16 protein-coding genes are annotated in these 23575 nt (G+C 72.4%); 12 read left to right on the top strand and 4 right to left on the bottom strand.

Annotated features, from left to right (window positions below; translation table 11 throughout):
* Positions 1-268 precede the first annotated feature (268 nt).
* From mtrA to ACSMX9_RS09320, 6 genes are all read left to right on the top strand, one after another.
* Positions 269-958 carry a two-component system response regulator MtrA gene (gene mtrA / locus ACSMX9_RS09345; protein WP_351247458.1) on the top strand — a complete coding sequence of 230 codons (690 nt, stop codon included), beginning with the start codon at positions 269-271 and terminating at the stop codon, positions 956-958.
* A 1-nt stretch (position 959) separates the two neighbouring features.
* Positions 960-3104, top strand: a complete 2145-nt coding sequence (gene mtrB, locus ACSMX9_RS09340; RefSeq protein WP_445401544.1) for an MtrAB system histidine kinase MtrB — start codon at positions 960-962, stop codon at positions 3102-3104.
* A 130-nt stretch (positions 3105-3234) separates the two neighbouring features.
* On the top strand, positions 3235-5001 hold the full coding sequence (locus ACSMX9_RS09335; protein WP_445402943.1) for an LpqB family beta-propeller domain-containing protein: 1767 nt from the start codon (positions 3235-3237) through the stop codon (positions 4999-5001).
* A gap of 121 nt (positions 5002-5122) precedes the next feature.
* The gene (locus ACSMX9_RS09330) at positions 5123-5848 is read left to right on the top strand and encodes a ComF family protein (RefSeq protein WP_445401542.1); all 726 of its coding nucleotides are present in this window, start codon (positions 5123-5125) and stop codon (positions 5846-5848) included.
* Positions 5849-6247: 399 nt separating this feature from the next.
* On the top strand, positions 6248-6946 hold the full coding sequence (hpf, locus tag ACSMX9_RS09325) for a ribosome hibernation-promoting factor, HPF/YfiA family (RefSeq protein ID WP_445401540.1): 699 nt from the start codon (positions 6248-6250) through the stop codon (positions 6944-6946).
* Positions 6947-7161: 215 nt separating this feature from the next.
* On the top strand, positions 7162-7902 hold the full coding sequence (locus tag ACSMX9_RS09320; protein WP_445401538.1) for a response regulator: 741 nt from the start codon (positions 7162-7164) through the stop codon (positions 7900-7902).
* An 84-nt stretch (positions 7903-7986) separates the two neighbouring features.
* Here ACSMX9_RS09320 and ACSMX9_RS09315 read toward each other — a convergent pair whose 3' ends face one another.
* Complete coding sequence (locus tag ACSMX9_RS09315; RefSeq protein WP_445401536.1) at positions 7987-9165, bottom strand: winged helix-turn-helix domain-containing protein; 1179 nt, start codon at positions 9163-9165, stop codon at positions 7987-7989.
* 43 nt (positions 9166-9208) lie between these two features.
* Positions 9209-9844, bottom strand: a complete 636-nt coding sequence (locus tag ACSMX9_RS09310) for a GNAT family N-acetyltransferase (protein WP_445401534.1) — start codon at positions 9842-9844, stop codon at positions 9209-9211.
* A gap of 229 nt (positions 9845-10073) precedes the next feature.
* Here ACSMX9_RS09310 and secA point away from each other — a divergent pair, with 229 nt between their 5' ends.
* Positions 10074-12893, top strand: a complete 2820-nt coding sequence (gene secA, locus ACSMX9_RS09305) for a preprotein translocase subunit SecA (protein WP_445401532.1) — start codon at positions 10074-10076, stop codon at positions 12891-12893.
* 60 nt (positions 12894-12953) lie between these two features.
* Here secA and ACSMX9_RS09300 read toward each other — a convergent pair whose 3' ends face one another.
* The gene (locus tag ACSMX9_RS09300) at positions 12954-13469 is read right to left on the bottom strand and encodes an Rv3235 family protein (protein WP_445401530.1); all 516 of its coding nucleotides are present in this window, start codon (positions 13467-13469) and stop codon (positions 12954-12956) included.
* Between the two features lie 350 nt (positions 13470-13819).
* Here ACSMX9_RS09300 and ACSMX9_RS09295 point away from each other — a divergent pair, with 350 nt between their 5' ends.
* Both ACSMX9_RS09295 and ACSMX9_RS09290 read left to right on the top strand, forming a co-directional pair.
* Positions 13820-14329, top strand: coding sequence for a DUF6912 family protein (locus ACSMX9_RS09295; protein ID WP_445401528.1), 510 nt, complete (start codon positions 13820-13822; stop codon positions 14327-14329).
* A 51-nt stretch (positions 14330-14380) separates the two neighbouring features.
* Positions 14381-15043, top strand: coding sequence for an HAD family hydrolase (locus ACSMX9_RS09290; RefSeq protein ID WP_445401526.1), 663 nt, complete (start codon positions 14381-14383; stop codon positions 15041-15043).
* Between the two features lie 79 nt (positions 15044-15122).
* Here the strand turns inward: ACSMX9_RS09290 and ACSMX9_RS09285 are convergent, their stop codons facing one another.
* The gene (locus ACSMX9_RS09285) at positions 15123-15680 is read right to left on the bottom strand and encodes a DJ-1/PfpI family protein (RefSeq protein WP_445401525.1); all 558 of its coding nucleotides are present in this window, start codon (positions 15678-15680) and stop codon (positions 15123-15125) included.
* A 593-nt stretch (positions 15681-16273) separates the two neighbouring features.
* On the opposite strand from ACSMX9_RS09285, the gene ACSMX9_RS09280 reads away from it, so the two are divergent.
* The 3 genes from ACSMX9_RS09280 (at position 16274) to ACSMX9_RS09270 (ending at position 23503) form a co-directional block, all read left to right on the top strand.
* The gene (locus ACSMX9_RS09280) at positions 16274-21223 is read left to right on the top strand and encodes an NAD-glutamate dehydrogenase (RefSeq protein ID WP_445401523.1); all 4950 of its coding nucleotides are present in this window, start codon (positions 16274-16276) and stop codon (positions 21221-21223) included.
* 190 nt (positions 21224-21413) lie between these two features.
* Positions 21414-21995 carry a GtrA family protein gene (locus ACSMX9_RS09275; protein WP_445401521.1) on the top strand — a complete coding sequence of 194 codons (582 nt, stop codon included), beginning with the start codon at positions 21414-21416 and terminating at the stop codon, positions 21993-21995.
* Between the two features lie 11 nt (positions 21996-22006).
* A complete protein-coding gene (locus ACSMX9_RS09270) occupies positions 22007-23503 on the top strand; it encodes a hypothetical protein (protein WP_445401519.1) in 1497 nt (498 codons plus the stop codon).
* Positions 23504-23575 lie beyond the last annotated feature (72 nt).

The following is a 23575-nucleotide window of genomic DNA, read 5'->3' as shown; positions in this document are numbered from 1 at the left end:
GCGGGCAACGGGAAGGGCGGACGGAACGGATGGTCGACCAGTACCGGTCGTCGCTGCGCCGGGGCGCGGGCCGCCCGAGGTCCGTCGACGGTTCGAGCGCCGGCACGGTGGGGGGCCGTCCGGTCGCGGTGCGTAGCTGCGCCCGGGCTTCCCGGCGCGGTGGCCGTCGCGGTCGCCGCAGGTGGTCGCGGACCATCGCCCACCGTCACGGCCCCGGCACGCGCCGGGCTGTGTGTCAGGTCACGCCAGGTAACAAAGAGATAATGGGATGATGTCGTTTATGAAGGGACGAGTCCTCGTCGTCGACGACGACACAGCACTGGCCGAGATGCTCGGCATCGTGCTGCGCGGTGAAGGTTTTGAACCGTCGTTCGTAGCGGACGGCGACAAGGCGCTGGCCGCCTTCCGGGAGGCCAAGCCCGATCTGGTCCTCCTCGACCTGATGCTGCCCGGCCGCGACGGCATCGAAGTGTGCCGTCTCATCCGGGCGGAGTCCGGCGTCCCGATCGTCATGCTCACAGCGAAGAGCGACACGGTCGATGTAGTCGTCGGCCTGGAATCCGGCGCCGACGACTACATCATCAAACCCTTCAAACCGAAGGAACTGGTCGCCCGCATCCGGGCCCGACTGCGCCGCTCCGAAGAACCCGCACCGGAACAGCTCACCATCGGCGACCTCGTCATCGACGTCGCCGGCCACTCCGTCAAGCGCGACGGCCAGTCCATCGCCCTCACCCCCCTGGAGTTCGACCTGCTGGTCGCCCTCGCCCGCAAGCCCTGGCAGGTCTTCACCCGCGAAGTCCTCCTCGAACAGGTCTGGGGCTACCGGCACGCCGCCGACACCCGCCTCGTCAACGTCCACGTCCAGCGGCTGCGCTCCAAGGTCGAGAAGGACCCCGAGCGCCCCGAGATCGTGGTGACCGTACGCGGAGTCGGCTACAAGGCCGGGCCGAGCTGACATGACCGGGAACGACGGAGTCGTCCCGGCCCCGGCGCCCGGCACCCCGGGCACGGGGGCAGGACGGCCTGTCGGCCCCCGCGGCCCGGTCCGGACCCGGCTGCGACACCTCTTCGACGGCGCACTGCTCCTCCAGGACGGCGTCGGCAACAGCCCCGTGCTGCGCCTCTTCGCCCGCTGGGTCCGCCGCCCCCTGCTGCCCGCACTCCGGCTGTGGCGCCGCAACATCCAGCTCAAGGTCGTCGTCACCACCCTGCTGATGTCCCTCGGCGTCGTGCTGCTGCTCGGCTTCGTCGTCATCGGCCAGGTCCGCAACGGCCTCCTCGAAGTCAAGGTCAAGGCGTCCCAGAGCCAGGCCGTCGGCGGCTTCCAGGACGCCGAGTCCCGCGCCCGGTCGGCCCGAGAGGCCAGCCCCGAAGGTGCCGCCGAGGGCCTGCCCGGCCAGAACGCCGCCATCTGGCTCAACGACCTCGTCCAACAACTCTCCAGCAGCGGACAGGGCGCCTTCCACGTCGTCACCCTCTCCCCGCTCGGCGAGAGCGACATCGGAACCGGCACCGGCAGCGCCCGCGCCCCCCGCGGCTCCGGCAACATCGACGCCACCGCCAGCGTCCCCGAAACCCTCCGCGAACGGGTCGACGCCCACACCGGCGCCTCCCGCAGCTACACCAGCATCCACTACAGCGACGGCCGCCCCTCCCAACCCGGCCTCGCCATCGGCAAGCAACTCGCCAACCCCCAGACCGACCGCTACGAGCTGTACTACCTCTTCCCCCTCACCCAGGAGGAGAAGACGCTCAGCCTGGTCAAGACCACTCTGGCCACCGCCGGACTCTTCCTCGTCGTCCTCCTCGGCGCCATCGCCTGGCTCGTCGTCCGACAGGTCGTCACCCCCGTCCGGATGGCCGCCGGCATCGCCGAACGCCTCTCCGCCGGGCGCCTCCAGGAACGCATGAAGGTCACCGGCGAGGACGACATCGCCCGCCTCGGCGAAGCCTTCAACAAGATGGCCCAGAACCTCCAGCTCAAGATCCAACAGCTGGAGGAGCTGTCCCGGATGCAACGCCGGTTCGTCTCCGACGTCTCCCACGAGCTGCGCACCCCCCTCACCACCGTCCGCATGGCCGCCGATGTCATCCACGAGGCGCGCGAGGACTTCGACCCCGTCACCGCGCGCTCCGCCGAACTCCTCGCCGACCAACTCGACCGCTTCGAGTCCCTTCTCGCCGACCTGCTGGAGATCAGCCGCTTCGACGCCGGCGCCGCCGCCCTCGAAGCCGAACCCATAGACCTCCGCGAAGTCGTCCGCCGGGTCGTCGGCGGAGCCGAACCCCTCGCCGAACGCAAGGGCACCCGCATACGCGTCGTCGGCGACCAACAACCCGTCGTCGCCGAAGCCGACGCCCGCCGCGTCGAACGCGTCCTGCGCAACCTCGTCGTCAACGCCGTCGAACACGGCGAGGGACGCGACGTCGTCGTCCGACTCGCCGCCGCCGGCGGCGCGGTCGCCGTCGCCGTGCGCGACTACGGCGTCGGCCTCAAACCCGGCGAGGCCACCCGCGTCTTCAGCCGCTTCTGGCGCGCCGACCCCGCCCGGGCCCGCACCACCGGCGGCACCGGACTCGGCCTCTCCATCGCCCTGGAAGACGCCCGCCTGCACGGCGGCTGGCTCCAGGCGTGGGGCGAACCCGGCGGCGGCTCCCAGTTCCGCCTCACCCTGCCCCGCACCGCCGACGAGGCACTGCGCGGCTCCCCCATACCCCTGGAACCCGAGGACTCCCGCCGCAACCGGGCCGCCCGGCCGGCGCTCCCCGCCCCCACCGCGACCCCGCACTCCGGCGCGCTCGCGACGGTGCCCGCCCAGGGCCCCGCCGCCCGCGGCCGGACCACGGGCGGCACCGAACTCCCCGGACTTCCGAACCTGCCCGCCACCCTCACCGCCCCCGCCGGCACCACACCCCGCTGCGCCCCGACCGTGAACCCCGCCGCACTGCCCAGCAACGGCGCCCGCGTCGTCCCGCGCCCCGGCGACACCGAAGCACCCCCCCGCGACACCGCGGCGGACCAGCACCCGACGCCCCCCGACGCCCCCCGCGCCGGCGCGCCGACACCCGACGACGAGGGGCGGGAGGCCACCCGTGGGTGACGCCGCGGAAACAGCCCGACAGCACCGGCAGCGGACCCCGGGACGCCCCGGACGGGGACGACCCGCCCGCGCCGGCCGGCACGCCCTCGCCCTGGCCGGCTGCGGCGCCCTCCTCGTCGGCTGCGCCTCCATGCCCGCCAGCGGCGACCTGCGCGGCGTCGACGCCGCGCAGCTCCCCGACTCGCAGGTCAGGGTCTTCGCGATGCCCCCGCGCGAGAACGCCGACCCCGCAGAGATCGTCCAGGGCTTCCTGGAGTCGCTCACCAGCGACGACCCCCAGTTCGAGATGGCCCGCAAGTACCTCACCGAGAAGGCGTCCGAGGAATGGCGCCCCGAGGTCTCCACCTCCGTCCTCGCGGACGGCCCCCACACCACCGCCCAACGCCCCGGCGACGACGGCGCCCGCACCTACACCCTCACCGGCACCCGCATCGCCACCGTCGACGTCCAGCACGCCTACAAGCCCGCCAGCGGCACCTACAGCCAGCCCGTCCACCTGGTCCAGGACCCGGCCTCCGGCAACCAGTGGCGCATCGACCGACCGCCCCGCGGCGTCGTCCTCGGCGAATCCGACTTCCTGCGCATCTACCGCCCCGTCAACAAGTACTACTTCGCCGCCGACGACACCCACGGCCAGGGCCAGGAACGCCTCGTCGCCGACCCCGTCTACGTGCGCCAACGGGTGGACCCCGTCACCCAGACCGTACGGCTGCTGATGGAGGGCCCCACCCAGTGGCTCGCCCCGGTCGTGCGCTCCGAGTTCCCCAGCGGGATACGACTCGACACCAGCGCCGAATCCCTCGCCCCCGACAGCAACAACACCCTCAAGGTGCCGCTGGAGCCCGCCGGGGACGGCATAGGCCAGCCCCAGTGCACCAAGATGGCCGCACAGCTGATCTTCACCCTCCAGGACTGGGCCGCCAACGGCATCGAGGAGGTGGAGGTCCAACGCTCGGACGGCTCCCCGCTCTGCCGCCTCACCGCCGACCGCGCCGAGACCGTCGCCCCGCACCGCACCCGCGGGAACCCGGACTACCAGTACTTCCTCGACGACAAGAAGCGGCTCGTCCGCCTGCCCGGCATCAGCACCGGCGCCGACCCCGAGCCGGCGCCCGGCCCGCTCGGCACCACGGAGAAGCCCTTCGGCTCGGTGGCCGTCTCCCGCGAGGAGGACCAGGCAGCCGGGGTCTCCCTCAACGGACGCGAACTGTACGTGGGAGCCCTCGCCGCCGGGACCGCCCTCGGCGAACCGGTGCTGACCAGCCGGGCCAAGAACGTGAAGGACGGCCTGACCGCGCCCAGTTGGGACGGACGCGGGGACCTCTGGGTCGCCGACCGCAACCCCGGCGACTCCGGCCTCTACCTGCTGCGCCAGGGCTCCGGCACCCCCGTCCCCGTCCAGACGCCCGGCCTCGCGGGCGGCCGGATCGAGGCGGTGCGGGTCGCCGCGGACGGAGTGCGCATCGCACTGCTCGTCGAACGCGAGGGCTCCCGGACGCTCCGCATCGGCCGGGTCGAACGGGAAGCCCCCGGGAGCGCCGGCGTCTCGGCCGGCAGCGCCGACCACCCCACCGGCACCGTCCGGGTCGCCGAACTCCGCTCCGCCGCGCCGCAACTGGAAGAGGTCACCGCCATGTCCTGGGCGGGCGGCAGCCGGCTGGTCGTCGTCGGCCGGGAGAGCGGCGGCGTCCAGCAGATCCGCTACGTGCACACGGACGGCTCCACCCCGGAGGGCGGCGCGCTGCCCGGACTCACCGGAGTGCAGGAGATCGCCGCGAGCGACGACGAGCGGCTGCCGCTGGTCGCCCACTCCGACGACGGGATCGTCCGCCTGCCCCCCGGGGAACCGTGGCGCACGGTCCTCAAGACCGGGACCTCGCCCGTCTACCCCGGATGACCGCCCTCACCGAGGCCAGAGGATAGGGCGAAACGGCTGGTCAGAGCCGTTTCGCCGAGTTATCCACAGCCCGTTGTCCACAGGGGTGGCCGACTTCGTCGACCCTTGGCAGAGTGGAGACATGCGGCGCTGGTGGCAGGACTTCACCGACTTGGCGCTGCCGACCGCGTGCGGCGGGTGCGGCACCCCCCGTACGGCACTGTGCGCACGGTGCCGGGCCGCGCTCACGGACGGCACGGCCCGGCGGGTCCGCCCGCGGCCCGAGCCGTCCGGGCTGCCGGTGGTGCACGCGGCGGCGCCCTACCAGGGCGCCGTGCGGCAACTGGTGCTCGCGCACAAGGAGCGCGGCGCCCTGGCCCTGACCGGGCCCCTGGGCGAAGCACTGGCGGGGGCGGTGGGGGGAGGGGCGGGGGCGGGGGGAGCCCCCCGAAACCCCCGAACCCCCCTCCTCCACCTGGTGCCGGTGCCCTCCTCCCGTGCGGCGACCCGCGCCCGGGGCCACGATCCGACCCGTCGGATCGCCCGGGCGGCGGCCGGGGCGCTGCGGCGGGCCGGGTGGGCGGCACAGGTGGTTCCGGTGCTGCGGCAGCGGCGGGGCGTGCGGGACCAGGTGGGGCTGGACCCGGGGGAGCGCCGGGCCAATCTGCACGGTGCGCTCCGGGTGGTGGAAGGAGGTCACGCATTGCTCGCGGTGGGCGGACGGGTGGTGATCGTGGATGACGTGATGACCACCGGAGCGTCATTGTCGGAGGCGGCCCGCGCATTATCGGCCGTGAACGGGGTAAGTGACCTGACTGCTGCCGTGGTGGCAGCAGCGTCGGATTCTTTCGAAAGGAACCGGAACTGACGAACCGGAACTGACAGGGAATCTGCTTCGTTGCAGGTAGTGAGAGGTTGAATTCGGATGAGTGGAGGTGGGGCGGCAAGGAGGGTGACGTCATCCCTCCGGGCGAGATATGTTCGGTGGTGAGGGAAAGGCGAGCGCCGAACCCTCGATATCGGAATGCCGTTGCCCGTCGCAGTTCTGATCGGTTGCGGGTCGCTATCCGGATCGGTTCCGAAGTGGGGGAGCCGAAGTCGGAAGGCGATTTTCGAAAAAGGTCGGGAAGCGAGGGGTGGGGATCTCGTCACCGGGGGAGGAGGAGGTGAAGGTCGCCGAGTCCGTGGCCTCGGGAGACGCCGGGGCCTGGTGCAAGAGGGAGACGCTCCGCCGAGCGGGCGGAGCCATCCGGGAACGGAGTTCTGCGTGGACATCGTCGTCAAGGGCCGCAAGACCGAGGTGCCCGAGCGGTTCCGCAAGCACGTGGCCGAGAAGCTGAAGCTGGACAAGATCCAGAAGCTCGACGGCAAGGTGATCAGCCTCGACGTCGAGGTGTCCAAGGAGCCCAACCCCCGACAGGCGGACCGGTCCGACCGGGTGGAGATCACGCTCCGGACCCGCGGCCCGGTGATCCGGGCGGAGGCGGCGGCCAGCGATCCGTACGGGGCGCTCGACCTGGCGACGGACAAGCTCGAAGCACGACTGCGCAAGCAGCACGACAAGCGGCGCACCCGCCGCGGCAACGGCCGGATCTCCGCGGCCGAGGTCGCCGACGTGGTTCCCGACGCCGCCCACCTCAACGGGGACGGCACCATCGCCCGGGACGAGGAGCCCGACGGCGTCGAGGTGCCCACCAAGAAGATGGGATCGCTGGAGGTCAAGGGCGACGGCCCCCTGGTGGTCCGCGAGAAGACCCACGTGGCCGCCCCGATGAGCCTCGACCAGGCGCTCTACGAGATGGAGCTGGTCGGGCACGACTTCTACCTCTTCGTCGATTCCGAGACGAAGGAACCCAGTGTCGTCTACCGACGGCACGCCTACGACTACGGCGTCATCCACCTCTCCACGGACACGATGGTCACCCAGATCGAATCGGCGGGCGCGGGAGGCGCGCTCGGCGGCTGACGGACACCCACCTCCCCACGGAGGTGTGCCCCCGGGGGAATCGTGCGCCCCCGGGGGCACCCCCGTGCTACGAGCGGTGAACTCCGCCGTCACCGCTGGGGCGCCCGGGCATGAAATCATGGCCGGGCGTCAATCGGGTTGCTGCCGCCCCGGATTGACGTCGCACAAGCCGGGCGGCACCCAGACGGGCCCGCGGGCCTTCGGGGGGAGAAACGATGCCGGACAGCTTCGGACCGCTGCGCGACGGGAACGCCCGTGGCGTCGTTGGCATGGCACCGACCGAGGATTCCTCCCGGGAGCCCATCAGGGTGCTGGTGGTCGACGACCACGCGCTGTTCCGCAGAGGCCTGGAGATCGTCCTGCACGCCGAGGAGGACATCCAGGTCGTCGGCGAGGCCGGGGACGGGGCGGAAGCCGTGGACAAGGCGGCCGATCTGCTGCCGGACATCGTGCTGATGGACGTCCGGATGCCCAAGCGCGGCGGCATCGAGGCGTGCACCGCCATCAAGGAGGTCGCCCCCAGCGCGAAGATCATCATGCTGACGATCAGCGACGAGGAGGCCGACCTCTACGAGGCGATCAAGGCGGGGGCGACGGGGTACCTGCTCAAGGAGATCTCCACGGACGAGGTGGCGACGGCGATCCGCGCGGTGGCGGACGGGCAGTCGCAGATCAGCCCGTCCATGGCGTCGAAGCTGCTCACCGAGTTCAAGTCGATGATCCAGCGCACCGACGAGCGCCGGTTGGTGCCCGCCCCGCGGCTCACCGACCGCGAGTTGGAGGTGCTCAAGCTGGTGGCCACCGGCATGAACAACCGGGACATCGCCAAGGAACTGTTCATCAGTGAGAACACGGTGAAGAACCACGTGCGCAACATCCTGGAGAAGCTCCAGCTCCACTCCCGCATGGAGGCCGTGGTCTACGCGATGCGGGAGAAGATCCTGGAGATCCGCTGAGGACCGCCCCGGGGCGCGCGTGCAGCCGCCCGGCACCCGGCCCCGGACGTCCGGGGCCGGCGCGGGGGCCCGGACGGGGCGGGCTCAGCGCAGGGCGGCCGTCAGTGCGGCGGCCCACTCCGGGCGGTCCAGCCGCTCCACGCGCACGTCGTCGCAGCCGACCCACTCCGCGGCCTCCCGCAGGGCCCGGGCCATGGGCTCGACGGCCTTCGCGGACTCCAGGGACACCTGCTTGGCGACCAGGGTGCGGCCGTCCCGGGCCGGGTCGACCCGGCCGAGGAGCCGCCCGCCGGACAGCAGGGGCATCGCGAAGTAGCCGTGCACCCGCTTCGGCTTCGGTACGTAGGCTTCGAGCCGGTGGGTGAAGCCGAAGATCCGCTCGGTGCGGGCGCGTTCCCAGATCAGCGAGTCGAACGGGGACAGCAGGGTGGTGCGGTGGCGCCCGCGGGGTGGCGTCTCCAGGGCGGCGGGGTCGGCCCAGGCGGCGCGGTCCCAGCCCGCGACGGTCACCGGCACCAGCCCGGAGTCGGCGATCACCGAGTCGACCTGCTCGCCCTTGAGCCGGTGGTAGTCGGCGATGTCGGCGCGGGTGCCGACCCCCAGGGAGCGGCCGGCGAGCCGGACCAGCCGGCGCAGGCACTCGCGGTCGTCCAGTTCGTCGTGGAGCAGCTCGGCGGGGACGGCGCGTTCGGCGAGGTCGTACACGCGCTTCCAGCCGCGCCGCTCGACGCACACCACCTCACCGTGCATCAGGGCGCGCTCCACGGCGACCTTGGAGGCCGACCAGTCCCACCACTCGCCGCCGTTCTTGGCGCCGCCCAGTTCGGTCGCGGTGAGCGGGCCCTCGGTGCGCAACTGGTGGATGACCCGCTCGTAGGCGCCGTCCGGGAGGTCGTGGTGCCACTGCGGCCGGTTGCGGTAGGCGCGGCGGCGGAACGCGAAGTGCGGCCACTCCTCGATGGGCAGGAGGCACGCGGCGTGGGACCAGTACTCGAAGGCGGTGGGCAGGCCCCGGGCGTCGGGCGTCCAGTAGGCGCGGTCCACGGCCGTCCGGCCCACGGCGCCCAGCCGGGCGTACGGGACGAGTTCGTGGGAGCGGGCCAGGACGGAGATGGTGTCGAGCTGGACGGCGCCGAGGTGGCGCAGGGCGCCCCGTACGCCCGCCCTCCGGTCGGGGGTGCCGAGGAAGCCCTGGGCGCGCAGCGCCGTGCGGCGGGCCTCGTCGGCGGAGAGTTCGGCGGCGGGCTTCGGCAGGGCGGTCATGCGTCGAACGATAGACGGCGGTACTGACAGTGCGGCCGGGGCGTCAGGCCCGGCCGGGGCGGGCGGCGCGGTCGCCGTCGCGGGCCGTTGCGGCGGTGCCGGCCGGGAGGTGGGGGAGGGGGCTCGGCAGGCCCAGGTCGTGCGGGAGGAGGGCGCCCAGCCAGCAGTCGCGCACGGTGCCGCGGTTGAACAGGCCGGCCCGTTGGGTGCCCTCCACGACGAAGCCGACGCTCTCCGCGACGGCCCGTGACGGAGCGTTGCCGACTTCGGCGCGCCATTCCAGCCGGGTGCAGCCGAGTGCGGTGAAGCTCCAGTGGGCGAGGGCGCGCACGCACTCCGCGGTGTAGCCGCGGCGCCGGTGCCCGGCGGCGGTCCAGTAGCCGACCTCCCAGGTGTTCTCCCGGGGGTGGTGGACGCTGACGGATGCGACCAGGGGGTGCGTGCCGTCCTCGGCGGGGGCGTGCGGGCGGACGGCGAAGGCGTACTCGGTGCCGTCCCGCCAGGCGCCGGGGGCGATGCGCCGGACGAAGAGGGCGGCGTCCTCGTGGGCGTAGGGGGAGGGGACGGTGGTCCAGCGCTGGATGTCGGGGTCCTGGCAGGCGGCGTGCACCTCGTCGGTGTCGGCGGGGGCGAACGGGCGCAGGACCAGGCGCTCGGTGGTGAGGGTGACGTGCTCCATCACCCGATGATGCCCAGGGGCCGGTGGCGGGGCCAGGCGTTTCTCCGGACGGGTGCGGTGATCCGTGCGCAAATCGCCGGGGGTGCGGCACCTTCCGCGGGCTCGGCCCGTTGTCCGGGTGGCCCCCGTGGCCGTGGACCTCCCGGTGTGGCGCGGTCCTCGCATACGATGGCCGTTGCCCAACGGAATCCGACCGTGCCAGGCCCGACCGGCAAGGAGATCTACCCCCGTGTCCGTCCTCCAGAAGATCATGCGTGCAGGCGAAGGCAAGATCCTGCGCAAGCTGCACCGCATCGCGGACCAGGTCAACTCCATCGAAGAGGACTTCGTCTCCCTCTCCGACGCCGAGCTGCGGGCCCTCACCGACGAGTTCAAGGAGCGGTACCAGGACGGCGAGTCCCTGGACGACCTGCTGCCCGAGGCGTTCGCGACGGTCCGCGAGGCGGCCAAGCGCGTGCTGGGCCAGCGGCACTACGACGTCCAGCTGATGGGCGGCGCGGCGCTGCACCTCGGTTACGTCGCGGAGATGAAGACCGGTGAGGGCAAGACGCTGGTGGGCACGCTGCCCACCTACCTGAACGCGCTGTCCGGCAAGGGCGTGCACCTGATCACGGTGAACGACTACCTGGCCGAGCGCGACTCGGAGCTGATGGGGCGGGTCCACAAGTTCCTGGGCCTGTCCGTCGGCTGCATCCTGGCGAACATGACGCCGGCGCAGCGGCGCGAGCAGTACGCGTGCGACATCACCTACGGCACGAACAACGAGTTCGGCTTCGACTACCTGCGCGACAACATGGCGTGGTCGAAGGACGAGCTGGTGCAGCGCGGCCACAACTTCGCGGTGGTCGACGAGGTCGACTCGATCCTGGTCGACGAGGCGCGCACCCCGCTGATCATCTCCGGTCCGGCCGACCAGGCGACCAAGTGGTACAGCGACTTCGCGAAGTTGGTGAAGCGCCTCACCCGCGGTGAGGCGGGCAACACCCTGAAGGGCATCGAGGAGACCGGCGACTACGAGGTCGACGAGAAGAAGCGCACGGTCGCGATCCACGAGTCCGGGGTGGCCAAGGTCGAGGACTGGCTGGGCATCGACAACCTCTACGAGTCGGTGAACACCCCGCTGGTCGGCTACCTGAACAACGCCATCAAGGCGAAGGAACTGTTCAAGAACGACAAGGACTACGTCGTCATCGACGGCGAGGTCATGATCGTCGACGAGCACACGGGCCGCATCCTGGCGGGGCGCCGCTACAACGAGGGCATGCACCAGGCGATCGAGGCGAAGGAGGGGGTGGACATCAAGGACGAGAACCAGACGCTCGCCACGATCACCCTCCAGAACTTCTTCCGCCTCTACGACAAGCTGTCCGGCATGACCGGTACGGCGATGACCGAGGCCGCCGAGTTCCACCAGATCTACAAGCTGGGCGTCGTGCCGATCCCGACGAACAAGCCGATGGTGCGCAAGGACCAGTCGGACCTGATCTACCGCACCGAGGTCGCGAAGTTCGCTGCGGTGGTCGACGACATCGTGGAGAAGCACGAGAAGGGCCAGCCGATCCTGGTCGGCACGACCTCGGTGGAGAAGTCCGAGTACCTCTCCCAGCAGCTGTCCAAGCGCGGGGTGCAGCACGAGGTGCTGAACGCCAAGCAGCACGACCGGGAGGCGACGATCGTCGCCCAGGCGGGTCGCCGGGGCGCCGTGACGGTCGCCACCAACATGGCCGGCCGCGGTACGGACATCAAGCTCGGCGGCAACCCGGACGACCTGGCCGAGGCGGAGCTGCGCCAGCACGGCCTGGACCCGGTGGAGCACGTGGAGCAGTGGGCGGCGGCGCTGCCCGCCGCGCTGGAGCGTGCCGAGCAGGCCGTGAAGGCGGAGTTCGAGGAGGTCAAGGACCTCGGCGGGCTGTACGTGCTGGGGACCGAGCGCCACGAGTCGCGCCGCATCGACAACCAGCTGCGCGGTCGTAGCGGTCGGCAGGGCGACCCGGGCGAGTCCCGTTTCTACCTCTCCCTCGGCGACGACCTGATGCGGCTCTTCAAGGCGCAGATGGTCGAGCGGGTGATGGCGATGGCGAACGTCCCGGACGACGTCCCCATCGAGAACAAGATGGTGACCCGGGCGATCGCCTCGGCGCAGTCGCAGGTGGAGACGCAGAACTTCGAGACCCGCAAGAACGTCCTCAAGTACGACGAGGTCCTGAACCGGCAGCGCGAGGTCATCTACGGCGAGCGCCGCCGGGTGCTGGAGGGCGAGGACCTGCACGAGCAGATCCAGCACTTCATGAACGACACGATCGACGCGTACATCGACGCGGAGACCGCGGAGGGCTTCGCGGAGGACTGGGACCTCGACCGGCTGTGGGGCGCCTTCCGCCAGCTGTACCCGGTGAAGGTGACCGTGGACGAGCTGGAGGAGACCGCGGGCGACCGAGCCGGGTTGACCGCGGAGTTCATCTCCGAGTCCGTCAAGGACGACATCCACGCCCAGTACGCGGCGCGCGAGGAGCAGCTCGGCTCGGAGATCATGCGCGAGCTGGAGCGCCGCGTGGTGCTGTCGGTCCTGGACCGCAAGTGGCGCGAGCACCTCTACGAGATGGACTACCTCCAGGAGGGCATCGGGCTGCGCGCGATGGCCCAGAAGGACCCGCTGGTCGAGTACCAGCGCGAGGGCTTCGACATGTTCTCGGCCATGATGGACGGCATCAAGGAGGAGTCCGTCGGCTACCTGTTCAACCTGGAGGTCCAGGTGGAGCAGCAGGTGGAGGAGGTGCCGGTGCAGGACGCGGCGCCCTCGTTGGAGAAGCCCGCGGCGGGCGGGGAGGCGCCGGTCGCGACCCGGCCGGAGATCCGGGCCAAGGGCCTGGAGGCCCCGCAGCGTCCGGACCGGCTGCACTTCTCGGCGCCGACCGTGGACGGTGAGGGCGGTGTCGTGGAGGGCGACTTCGAGACGGGTGAGGGCGACCCGGTCCGGTCCTCGGCGGACGGTCTGACCCGTGCCGAGCGGCGCAAGCAGCAGCGTGGTGGGCGTCGCCGCAAGAAGTGAGCGCACGCAGGAGACGACGACGGGCCGGTCCCCCCGGGGGGCCGGCCCGTCGGTGCGTGGTCAGCGGCGGCCGAGGTCGAGGGCGGTGCAGCGCCAGCGCCGGTCGTCGGTGCGTTCGAGGCGGAACGCCATGGCGCTGAGCCGGTCGCCGGTGGCGATCCGGGCGAACGCCTCGACGGCGCCGGGGCGGGGCACGCAGTAGCCGACGTCGCGGACGACGGGGGCGGGGCCGTCCTGGGGCAGCGGGCTGCGGTCGGCGAGCCGGGCCAGTTCGTCGTAGGCGCCGCCGGCCATGTGCCGGAGCATGGAGTGGACCGGGCGGCGGCCGGTGAGGACGGCGAGGAGCCGGTCGGCGAAGAGGTCGGTGGGGCGGGGCGCGGAGCCGGTGGCGGGTCGGCGGGAGCCGGGGTGCCGGCCGGCGGGGTGCGGGCGACGGGGGTCGCGGCGCCCCGGCGGGCGGGAGCGTGCCGGGCGTGCGGGGTGTCGGGGGAGGGCGCCCGCGCTGGTCGCGTGCTCCGGAACGGGTACGGGGTCGACGGCCGTCCCCGGGCCGGGAGCGGTGTCCGTGCGGGTCATGACCTTGCGCATGGTGAACCCCCGATCGCCGGGCCCCTCCCGGGGCTACCCGGCGGTAGCTTCTGGTTGCGGATCTTGTACGCGGGCCGGGAACGGGGGTGCAACACGCCCGGGGCCAGGGGTCGGCGGGCCCCGGATTCACCTATCCGGGGGACCCCGGGAACCGGGGCCGCCGGGGTTCCGTCCGGTCGGGCGGGAACCCCCGCCGGGGGTGGCACCGGTGGGGCGCGGGTGATGCACGGGGGCGGCCCGATCGGGGACCCCCGCACGTATCCTGGGTCAACCGGTCCCCGCGGATCAGCCTTCCGGGAGCCCTCGCGAGGGAGCCCCGTCCCAGAAAGCGGCCAGCCATGCGCGTGTACGTCCCCCTGACCCTGCCCGCCCTCGCCGAGGCGTACCGGACGGGGGAACTGGGGCCCGGCCCGCTCACGGCCTACGCGGTGACGCCGGCGCTGCGTGAGTGGTACCTCTCCGACGATCTGGAGGAGTTGGAGTACGCGGCGCTGAACCGGGCCGCGGTGGCCTCGCTCCGGCTGCTCGCGGTCGACCCGGGCTGCCCGCGCCGGCGGGTCGTGGTGGCGGTCGACGTACCGGACGGCACCGCCGTGCCGGACCCCGACCGGGGTCTGGACCCGGGCGCGCTGGGAGAGGTGCGGATCGTCCGCGCGGTCGCCCTGGCCAGGGCGGCGGCGGTGCACGTGGACTCCGACGAGGCCCGGGCGGACGTCACCGCGGCGGCCGCCGCGCTGGGCGCCGCCGACCTGGGGGACGACGACGCGCGGTTCGTGGTCGACGGGGCCGAGGACCACGATCTGCTGTGGTACGCGACGCAGGAGATCCCCGGCCTGATCGCGGACTGACCGGCCCGCGGCCGCGCCCCGCTGTCAGTGGCAGCGGGTACGTTGGCGGGCATGGGGACGCAGGGAGCACACATCGTCTGGGACTGGAACGGCACGCTGTTCCACGACGTCGACGCCGTGGTGGCGGCGAGCAACGCCGCGTTCGCGGAGATCGGCCTGGGGCCGATATCCGTGGCGCAGTACCGGGAGCTGTACTGCGTGCCGATCCCCAAGTTCTACGAGCGGTTGATGGGGCGGACGCCCACCGCGGGCGAGTGGCTCACCATGGACGGGGTCTTCCAGCGGCACTACGCCGAGCACCGGGACGGCTGCGGGCTGACGGAGGGCGTCGAGGAGCTGTTGGCCGGCTGGCGGGGCACCGGCCGGAGCCAGTCGCTGTTGAGCATGTACGGGCACGAGGAGCTGGTGCCCCTGGTGCGCGGCTTCGGGATCGAACCCTTGTTCGCTCTGGTCGAGGGGCGGCTCGGGCCGTCCGGGGTGTCCAAGGCGGAGGCGATGACCCGCCACCTCGGCGCCCTGGCGGAGGTGCCGGCCTCGCGGGTGGTGGTGATCGGGGACGCCGCGGACGACGCGGTGGCGGCCCGTGCGGCGGGCGCCGAGGCGGTGCTCTACACCGGCGGTTCGCACGGCAGGGCGAGCCTGGAGGCGATGGGGGTGCCGGTGGTGGACTCGTTGGCCGAGGCGGTGGTGGAGGCGGAGCGCCTCCTGGGCTGAGCCCCGCGGTCCGGAGCCGTGGTCCGAGCCGGGACGGGGCCGTGGCGGGCGGGGGCCGGCGAAGCGGCCGGCCCCGGGCTCAGGCGGCCGCCTTGAGGACCTTCAGGAACTCCCGCATCCACGCCGGGTGGTCCGGCCAGGCGCGGGAGGACACCAGGGTGTCGTCCACCACCACCTCCGCGTCCTGGAACTCGGCGCCGTTCACCTCCATGTCCGGCTCCAGCGCCGGATAGGCGGTGACCCGGCGGCCCCGGAGCGACCCGGTGGCTGCGGTCAGCAGCGGGCCGTGGCAGATCTGGGCCACCGGCTTGTCGGCGTCGAAGAACGCCTTGAGGATCTTGCGGAGTTCCCCGTCGCCGCGCAGGTACTCGGGCGCCCGCCCGCCGGGGATCACCAGGGCCGCGTAGTCTCCGGGGTCCACCTCGGAGAAGGCGAGGTCGGCGGGCCAGGTGTAGCCGGGCTTCTCGGTGTAGGTGTCGAATCCGGGTTCGAAGTCGTGCACCACGAAGCGGAGCTGCTTGCGGCTGGGCGCCGCGATGTGGACCTCGTACCCCTCCTCCCGCAGTCGCTGGTAGGGGTACAGCACCTCCAGTGACTCCGCGGCGTCACCCGTCACGATCAGGATCTTCGTCGCCATCGCGGTCCTTGCTCCTCCCGTGTGCGCACCGGTGCGCCGGCACCCGATCGGTCGTGCGCCGGAGCCCGGCGCGTACCGTCGTGTCCGTCACCGCTCACGCTGCCGCCCCGGCGGAGTGTCGCCAAGGGGACACCAGGGGATGTCGGGGGCGCACGGGGACACACGGGGGCGGACGGCGGGAGAATTCCCGGGGGTGCGCCCCGTGTGCCGGGCCCTGCATCATGTCCGTTCCGGGCGGGGTGTGCAGAGTGTCAAAGTTTGACCGCTTGTTTTGTACACATACGGCTCATGACGGCTCCCCGGTGGGGGGCGATAGCCTGGACCCGTGATCAGCGCGATATCCCGCAGGGGCGTCGTAGCCCCTGCCCTGCGCCCGGTGCACGCGGAGGACTTCCGTGCCCGGGCCGTCGCTGGTCCTCGCGCACGGGGCACCCGCCCGGCCGTCACCCCGGTGACCCGCCCGGTCGACCCCGCCCCGCACCTCGCGCGGTGCGACGTCACCCCGCTCCCCACCCGACGGCACGGGCCGCGGTGCGGTGTCGCTTCACCCCCTTCTACGTCACGCAACGGCGCGCGACAGGAGTCAGAGGACAATGCAGACCAAGCTGGACGAAGCCAAGGCCGAGCTGCTCGCACGGGCCGCCCGGGTAGCTGAGAACAGTCCGGTCGGGGGAAACCTACCGACCGGTACGACGGGGGAGGGGGCTCCGGACCGGGAGACCCTGCTCGCGTTCCTCCAGCGCTACTACCTGCACACCGCCCCCGAGGACCTCGCCGACCGCGACCCGGTCGACGTCTTCGGAGCCGCCCACTCGCACTACCGGCTGGCCGAGAACCGTCCGCAGGGCACGGCCAACGTCCGGGTCCACACCCCCACCGTCGAGGAGAACGGCTGGACCAGCAGCCACTCCGTGGTGGAGGTCGTCACCGACGACATGCCGTTCCTGGTGGACTCCGTCACCAACGAACTGTCCCGACAGGGACGCGGCATCCACGTGGTGATCCACCCGCAGGTGGTGGTGCGCCGCGACGTCACCGGCAGGCTCCAGGAGATCCTGCCCGCCGAGCGGGCCACCGGCCCCCGCGGTGCCCTGCCGCACGACGCGCTGGTCGAGTCGTGGATCCACGTGGAGATCGACCGCGAGACCGACCGCGCCGACCTCAAGCAGATCACCACCGACCTGCTCCGGGTCCTCTCCGACGCCCGCGAGGCCGTCGAGGACTGGGAGAAGATGCGGGACGCGGCCCTGCGTATCGCCGACGACCTGCCCGCCGAGCCCACCGCCGACGACCTGCGGGACCAAGAGGTCGACGAGGCCCGCGAACTGCTGCGCTGGCTGGCTGCCGACCACTTCACCTTCCTCGGCTACCGCGAGTACGACCTGCGGGACGACGACTCCCTGGCCCCCGTCCCCGGCACCGGCCTGGGCATCCTGCGCTCCGACCCGCCGCACGGCGGCGAGGACGACCACCCGGTCAGCCCCTCGTTCAACCGGCTGCCCGCCGACGCCCGTGCCAAGGCCCGCGAGCACAAGCTGCTCGTCCTCACCAAGGCCAACAGCCGGGCCACCGTGCACCGGCCCTCGTACCTCGACTACGTGGGCGTCAAGAAGTTCGACACCGAGGGCAACGTCATCGGCGAACGCCGCTTCCTCGGCCTGTTCTCCTCCGCCGCGTACACCGAATCGGTGCGCCGGGTGCCCGTGGTGCGGCGCAAGGTCGAGGAGGTGCTCCAGGGCGCCGGCTTCTCGCCCAACAGCCACGACGGGCGCGACCTGCTCCAGATCCTGGAGACCTACCCGCGCGACGAACTCTTCCAGACCCCCGTCGACGAACTGCGGGCCATCGTCACCAGCGTGCTGTACCTCCAGGAGCGCCGCCGGCTGCGGCTGTACCTGCGCAAGGACGAGTACGGCCGCTACTACTCGGCGCTGGTCTACCTGCCGCGCGACCGGTACACCACCGGGGTGCGGCTGAGGATCATCGACATCCTCAAGGAGGAGCTGTCGGGTGCCAGCGTCGACTTCACGGCGTGGAACACCGAGTCGATCCTGTCCCGACTGCACTTCGTGGTCCGGGTCGCACCGGGCACCGAGCTGCCGGTGCTCAGCGACGCCGACAAGGAGCGCATCGAAGCCCGGCTGGTGGAGGCCGCCCGGTCCTGGGCGGACGGTTTCGCCGAGGCCCTGAACGCCGAGTGCGGCGAGGAGCGCGCCGCCGAACTGCTGCGGAGCTACGGCAACGCCTTCCCCGAGGGGTACAAGGCCGACCACTCGCCGCGCGCCGCGGTGGCCGACCTCAGCCACGTCGACGCGCTGAGGGGCTCCGCCGAGAACTTCTCGCTCAGCCTGTACGAGCCGGTCGGCAGCGCCCCCGACGAACGCCGCTTCAAGATCTACCGCACCGGGGAGCCGGTCTCCCTGTCGGCGGTGCTGCCGGTGCTCAGCCGGCTCGGCGTGGAGGTCGTCGACGAGCGCCCCTACGAGCTGCGCTGCGCCGACCGGAGCACCGCGTGGATCTACGACTTCGGGCTGCGGATGCCGAAGTCGGTGAGCAGCGGCAACGGCGACTACCTGGGCGAGGACGGCCGGGAACGGTTCCAGGACGCCTTCGCCTCGACCTGGACGGGACTGGCCGAGAACGACGGCTTCAACGCCCTGGTGCTGGGCGCCGGGCTGACCTGGCGCGAGGCCACGGTGCTGCGCGCCTACGCCAAGTACCTGCGGCAGGCGGGCTCCACCTTCAGTCAGGACTACATGGAGGACACCCTCCGTAACAACGTCCACACCACCCGGCTGCTGGTGTCCCTGTTCGAGGCGCGGATGTCGCCGGAGCGCCAGCACGCCGGCACCGAGCTGATCGACGGGCTGCTGGAGGAACTGGACGGCGCCCTCGACCAGGTCGCCTCGCTGGACGAGGACCGCATCCTGCGCTCGTTCCTCACCGTCATCAAGGCCACGCTGCGCACCAACTTCTTCCAGCGCGCCGCCGACGGCGGGCACCACCCCTACGTGTCGATGAAGTTCGACCCGCAGGCCATCCCGGACCTGCCGGCGCCCCGCCCGGCGTACGAGATCTGGGTGTACTCGCCGCGGGTGGAGGGCGTGCACCTGCGGTTCGGCAAGGTCGCGCGCGGCGGTCTGCGCTGGTCGGACCGGCGGGAGGACTTCCGCACCGAGATCCTGGGCCTGGTGAAGGCGCAGATGGTGAAGAACACCGTGATCGTGCCGGTGGGCGCGAAGGGCGGGTTCGTCGCCAAGCAGCTGCCCGACCCGACCGTGGACCGGGACGCCTGGCTCGCCGAGGGCGTCGCCTCGTACACGACCTTCATCTCGGCGCTGCTCGACATCACCGACAACCTGGTCGGCGGGGAGGTCGTGCCGCCGCAGGGCGTGGTCCGGCACGACGAGGACGACACCTACCTGGTCGTCGCCGCGGACAAGGGCACCGCCACCTTCTCCGACATCGCCAACGGCGTGGCCGGCGACTACGGCTTCTGGCTCGGTGACGCCTTCGCCTCCGGCGGCAGCGCCGGCTACGACCACAAGGGCATGGGCATCACCGCCCGCGGCGCCTGGGAGTCGGTGAAGCGGCACTTCCGGGAGCTGGGCCACGACACCCAGACCCAGGACTTCACCGCGGTGGGCGTCGGCGACATGTCGGGCGACGTGTTCGGCAACGGCATGCTGCTGTCCGAGCACGTCCGGCTGGTGGCGGCCTTCGACCACCGGCACATCTTCATCGACCCCGAACCGGACGCGGCCGTCTCCTACGCGGAGCGGCGCCGACTGTTCGAACTGCCGCGCTCCTCGTGGGCCGACTACGACACGGACCTGCTGTCCCCCGGGGGCGGGGTGTTCCCGCGCAGCGCCAAGGCGATCCAGCTCAACAGCCACATCCGGCGGGCGCTGGGCATCCCCTCGGGCGTGTCGAAGATGACCCCCGCGGACCTGATGCGGGCCGTGCTGAAGGCCCCGGTCGACCTGCTCTGGAACGGCGGCATCGGCACCTACGTGAAGTCCTCCGCCGAGACCAACGCCGAGGTCGGGGACAAGGCCAACGACGGCATCCGGATCGACGGCGCCGACCTGCGGGTCAAGGTCGTCGGCGAGGGCGGCAACCTGGGCTTCACCCAGCTCGGCCGGATCGAGTTCGCGGAGACCGGCGGCCGGATCAACACCGACGCCATCGACAACAGCGCCGGCGTCGACACCTCCGACCACGAGGTGAACATCAAGATCCTGCTGAACTCGGTGGTCGCGGACGGCGATCTGACCGTCAAGCAGCGCAACACGCTGCTGGCCCAGATGACCGACGAGGTGGGCCGCCTGGTGCTGCGCACCAACTACGCGCAGAACGTGGCGCTCGCCAACGCGCAGGCCCAGTCGGCCTCGCTGCTCCAGGCGCACCAGCGGTTCATGCGCCGGCTGACCAAGGACGGCGCCCTGGACCGGTCCCTGGAGTTCCTGCCCACCGACCGGCAGATCCGGGAGCGGCTGGGGCAGGGCCGCGGACTGACCCAGCCCGAGCTGGCGGTCCTGATCGCCTACACCAAGATCACCGCGGCGGACGAGCTGATCGGCACCGAGCTGCCGGACGACCCCTACCTCCAGCGGCTGCTGTACGCCTACTTCCCGGCGGCGCTGCGCGAGCGGTTCGGGGAGCAGATCGACGGGCACGCCCTGCGCCGGGAGATCATCACCACCCTGCTGGTCAACGACACGGTGAACAGCGGCGGTTCGACCTTCCTGCACCGGCTGCGGGAGGAGACCGGGGCCTCGCTGGAGGAGATCGTGCGGGCGCAGCTCTCCGCGCGGGAGATCTTCGGGCTGGGCGGGGTCTGGGACGCGGTCGAGGCCCTGGACAACCAGGTCGCGGCCGACGTGCTCACCCGGATCCGGCTGCACTCGCGGCGGCTGGTCGAGCGCGGCACCCGCTGGCTGTTGAACAACCGGCACCAGCCCCTGGAGCTCGCCTCGACCGTCGACTTCTTCGCGGACGGGGTGGCGCAGGTGTGGACGCAGCTGCCGAAGCTGCTGCGCGGCGCCGACCTGGAGTGGTACGAGCGCATCCGCGAGGAGCTGACCGGGGCCGGGGTGCCGGAGGAGCTGGCGGCCCGGGTGGCCGGGTTCTCCTCGGCCTTCCCGACGCTGGACATCGTGGCGGTGGCGGACCGGATGGACAAGGACCCGCTGGCGGTCGCCGAGGTGTACTACGACCTCGCGGACCGGCTGCGGATCACCCAGTTGATGGACCGCATCATCGCCCTGCCGCGGGAGGACCGCTGGCAGTCGATGGCCCGGGCGGCGATCCGCGAGGACCTGTACGCGGCGCACGCGGCGCTCACCGCGGAGGTGCTGACGGCCGGCAACGGGTCCTCCTCGCCGGAGCAGCGGTTCACCGAGTGGGAGGAGAAGAACGTGGCGATCCTCGGGCGCGCCCGGGCCACGTTGGACGAGATCCAGGGCTCGGAGGACTTCGACCTGGCGAACCTGTCGGTGGCGATGCGGACCATGCGGACGCTGCTGCGCACCCACACCTGAGCGGGGCGGGGCCGGCGGGCCCCACCCCCGGGCGGTGACGAGCGCCCCCGCACCCGGTGCCACCGGGTGCGGGGGCGCTCGCCCGTCCCGCCCCAAGAACGGGGCAACTCGGGCAAGTGCTGACAATCACCAGCAAACATGGTCATGGGGTCTATGGTGGACCCGATTGTCAGACCGAGGGGTGCCGCTCGTGACCGTCCATGCTTCCGGCGACTCGACCAGCCCGCCCGACCGTCGGCCCCCGGCGCGCGCCGGGGCGCGGGTCGGCGGCCGACCGCGTCGACTCGCCCTGGAAATCGCCAAGTTCGGAGTCGTCGGCGGCTCCGGCGTCGCGGTCAACCTCGTCGTCTTCAACCTGCTGTTGCACGGGCTCGGCAGCGGGCCGATGACCGCCACCGTCCTCGCCAGTTGTGCCGCCATGAGCAGCAACTACCTGGGCTTCCGGTTCTTCGCCTACCGCGACCGGACGGCCCGCACCCGCCCGCAGGTCGTGCTCTTCTTCGTCTTCAGCGGCGCCGGCGTGATGATGGAGAGCGTGCTGTTCTCCCTCGCCTACCACGGCGCCCAACTGACCGGGCCGCTCGCCTCCAACCTGGCCAAGGCCCTCTCCATCGGCCTCGCCTCGGCGTTCCGCTTCCTCGTCTACCGCACCTGGGTGTTCCCCCGGCCGCGCCCGCGCACCACCGGCGCGCACCGCCCCGGGGCCTCCCGCGGCCCCGACGCCCTCCCGGGCAGCCGCCGCCCCGCCGAACCCACCCGCGCCGGACGGTGACGCTGGCCCGGGTGCGCACCGCCCCCTCCGCCCCCGACGCCCCCCGCCCGGCCCGGTCCCTGGTCCCGCGCGCGGTGTGGACCGCCGCGGCCCTGTCGGTCCTGCTGTTGCTCCTGGTGAGCCTGCGGCTGCCGTGGATCGGCGACCTGGGCATGCACGCGGCGACCCTGGAGCGGCTCCGCCACGACCTGGTGAACCCCGGCAACCCGCTGGTGGACGCGGACACGCCGAGCCCGTACTACTCGCCGTGGGCGGTGTTCTTCGCCCTGGTCGCCGACGTCAGCGGCGCCCCCACCTTCGGGGTGCTGCGGGCGGCGGCGCTCGTCGGACTCGCCGTGCTGCTCAGCGGGGTGTGGCGGTTCGTCCGCACCCTCACCGAACGGACGGCCGCGGTTCCCCTCGCCCTGCTCTGCCTGACCCTGCTGTGGGGCACCCGGGTCTTCGCCTGGAGCGGCTTCACCGGACTCGGCTCGCTGGCCCTGACCGTCTCCTACCCCAGCACCCTCGCCCTCGGCCTCGCCTTCCACCTGTGGGCGTGGCTGCGCCGGGCCCTGGCCGCGGCGGCTTCCTGGCCGGTCTTCCTGGGGCTGGGGCTGCTGTGGGGCACGATCGTGCTGGTCCACCAGTTCACCGGGGTGGTGGCCGGACTCGGAGTGCTGGCCCTGGTGCTCGGCGCGCGGCCCTGGCCGCCGCGGGCGGTGTGGGCACGACTCGCCGGCGGCACCGCCGCCGCCGGCGCGCTGGTCCTGGCCTGGCCGTACTACGACCTGCTGGCCCTGTGGGGGGCGGACGGGATGGACGCCATCCACCGGCCGCTGTACCGGGACACCGCCATCCGGTTCGGGCTGGTGGCCGTCGGACTGCCCGCGCTCGCCGCCCGCTGGTGGCGGGACCGGCGCGACCCCCTGGCGCTCTTCTTCCTGCTGGGGCTGCTGGTCGTGGCCGCCGGCGGCATCAGCGGTCACTACGCCTGGGGACGGGCCCTGCCCGCGGTCCTGATCCCCGCCCAACTCGCGGTCGCCATCGAGGTCTTCGCCGCCACCCGGCGCTGGTGGCGGACGACGCTCGCCCTGCTGCTGGCCGCGGCACTGGCCGTCGGGGCCTGGATGCAGATCGGCACCCTCGGCTACGCGGTGCCGCACCACTGGCTCCCGGACCCGGTGGCCGCCAAGGCGCGGGAGCCCTGGCACGGCTACCGCTGGACCACGCCGTGGGTGCGCTACGGCGACGTGGTGATGGCCCGCACCTTCCCCGCCCGCCAACTCCCGGCGCACGGGGCGTACACCGTCGCCCCCGGCTACCCGGACGTCCTGCTCCCCGACGAGCGGCAGCGGATCGCCGCCACCGAGCGGTACTACGCCGAGGACACCGCGGCGGGCGAGCGGGCCCGCATCCTCGCCGCCCACCGGGTGCGCTGGGTGCTGGACGGACCCCGCCGGCCCGGGGACGGGCTGCGGGAGGTGGCGGAGGGACCGAACGGGGAGCGGCTGTACCGGGTGGTGCCCTGAGGGCGGGGAACCCGCCCGGCGCGGGCCCGGCAGGGCACGGGTGACGGAACGGATGCGGACACGGAGGAGGCG

Source organism: Streptomyces sp. LE64, from assembly GCF_052606915.1.
Note: the sequence above shows the minus strand (reverse complement) of the source record. Positions and strands in the feature narration are given on the sequence as shown.

Excerpts from the sequence above, each read along its gene's own strand:
- mtrA (WP_351247458.1), top strand. The coding sequence starts at position 269 with ATGATGTCGTTTATGAAGGGACGAGTCCTCGTCGTCGACGACGACACA.
- mtrB (WP_445401544.1), top strand. The coding sequence starts at position 960 with ATGACCGGGAACGACGGAGTCGTCCCGGCCCCGGCGCCCGGCACCCCG.
- ACSMX9_RS09335 (WP_445402943.1), top strand. The coding sequence starts at position 3,235 with ATGCCCGCCAGCGGCGACCTGCGCGGCGTCGACGCCGCGCAGCTCCCC.
- ACSMX9_RS09330 (WP_445401542.1), top strand. The coding sequence starts at position 5,123 with ATGCGGCGCTGGTGGCAGGACTTCACCGACTTGGCGCTGCCGACCGCG.
- ACSMX9_RS09320 (WP_445401538.1), top strand. The coding sequence starts at position 7,162 with ATGCCGGACAGCTTCGGACCGCTGCGCGACGGGAACGCCCGTGGCGTC.
- ACSMX9_RS09315 (WP_445401536.1), bottom strand. The coding sequence starts at position 9,165 with ATGACCGCCCTGCCGAAGCCCGCCGCCGAACTCTCCGCCGACGAGGCC.
- ACSMX9_RS09310 (WP_445401534.1), bottom strand. The coding sequence starts at position 9,844 with ATGGAGCACGTCACCCTCACCACCGAGCGCCTGGTCCTGCGCCCGTTC.
- ACSMX9_RS09300 (WP_445401530.1), bottom strand. The coding sequence starts at position 13,469 with ATGACCCGCACGGACACCGCTCCCGGCCCGGGGACGGCCGTCGACCCC.
- ACSMX9_RS09295 (WP_445401528.1), top strand. The coding sequence starts at position 13,820 with ATGCGCGTGTACGTCCCCCTGACCCTGCCCGCCCTCGCCGAGGCGTAC.
- ACSMX9_RS09290 (WP_445401526.1), top strand. The coding sequence starts at position 14,381 with ATGGGGACGCAGGGAGCACACATCGTCTGGGACTGGAACGGCACGCTG.
- ACSMX9_RS09285 (WP_445401525.1), bottom strand. The coding sequence starts at position 15,680 with ATGGCGACGAAGATCCTGATCGTGACGGGTGACGCCGCGGAGTCACTG.
- ACSMX9_RS09280 (WP_445401523.1), top strand. The coding sequence starts at position 16,274 with ATGCAGACCAAGCTGGACGAAGCCAAGGCCGAGCTGCTCGCACGGGCC.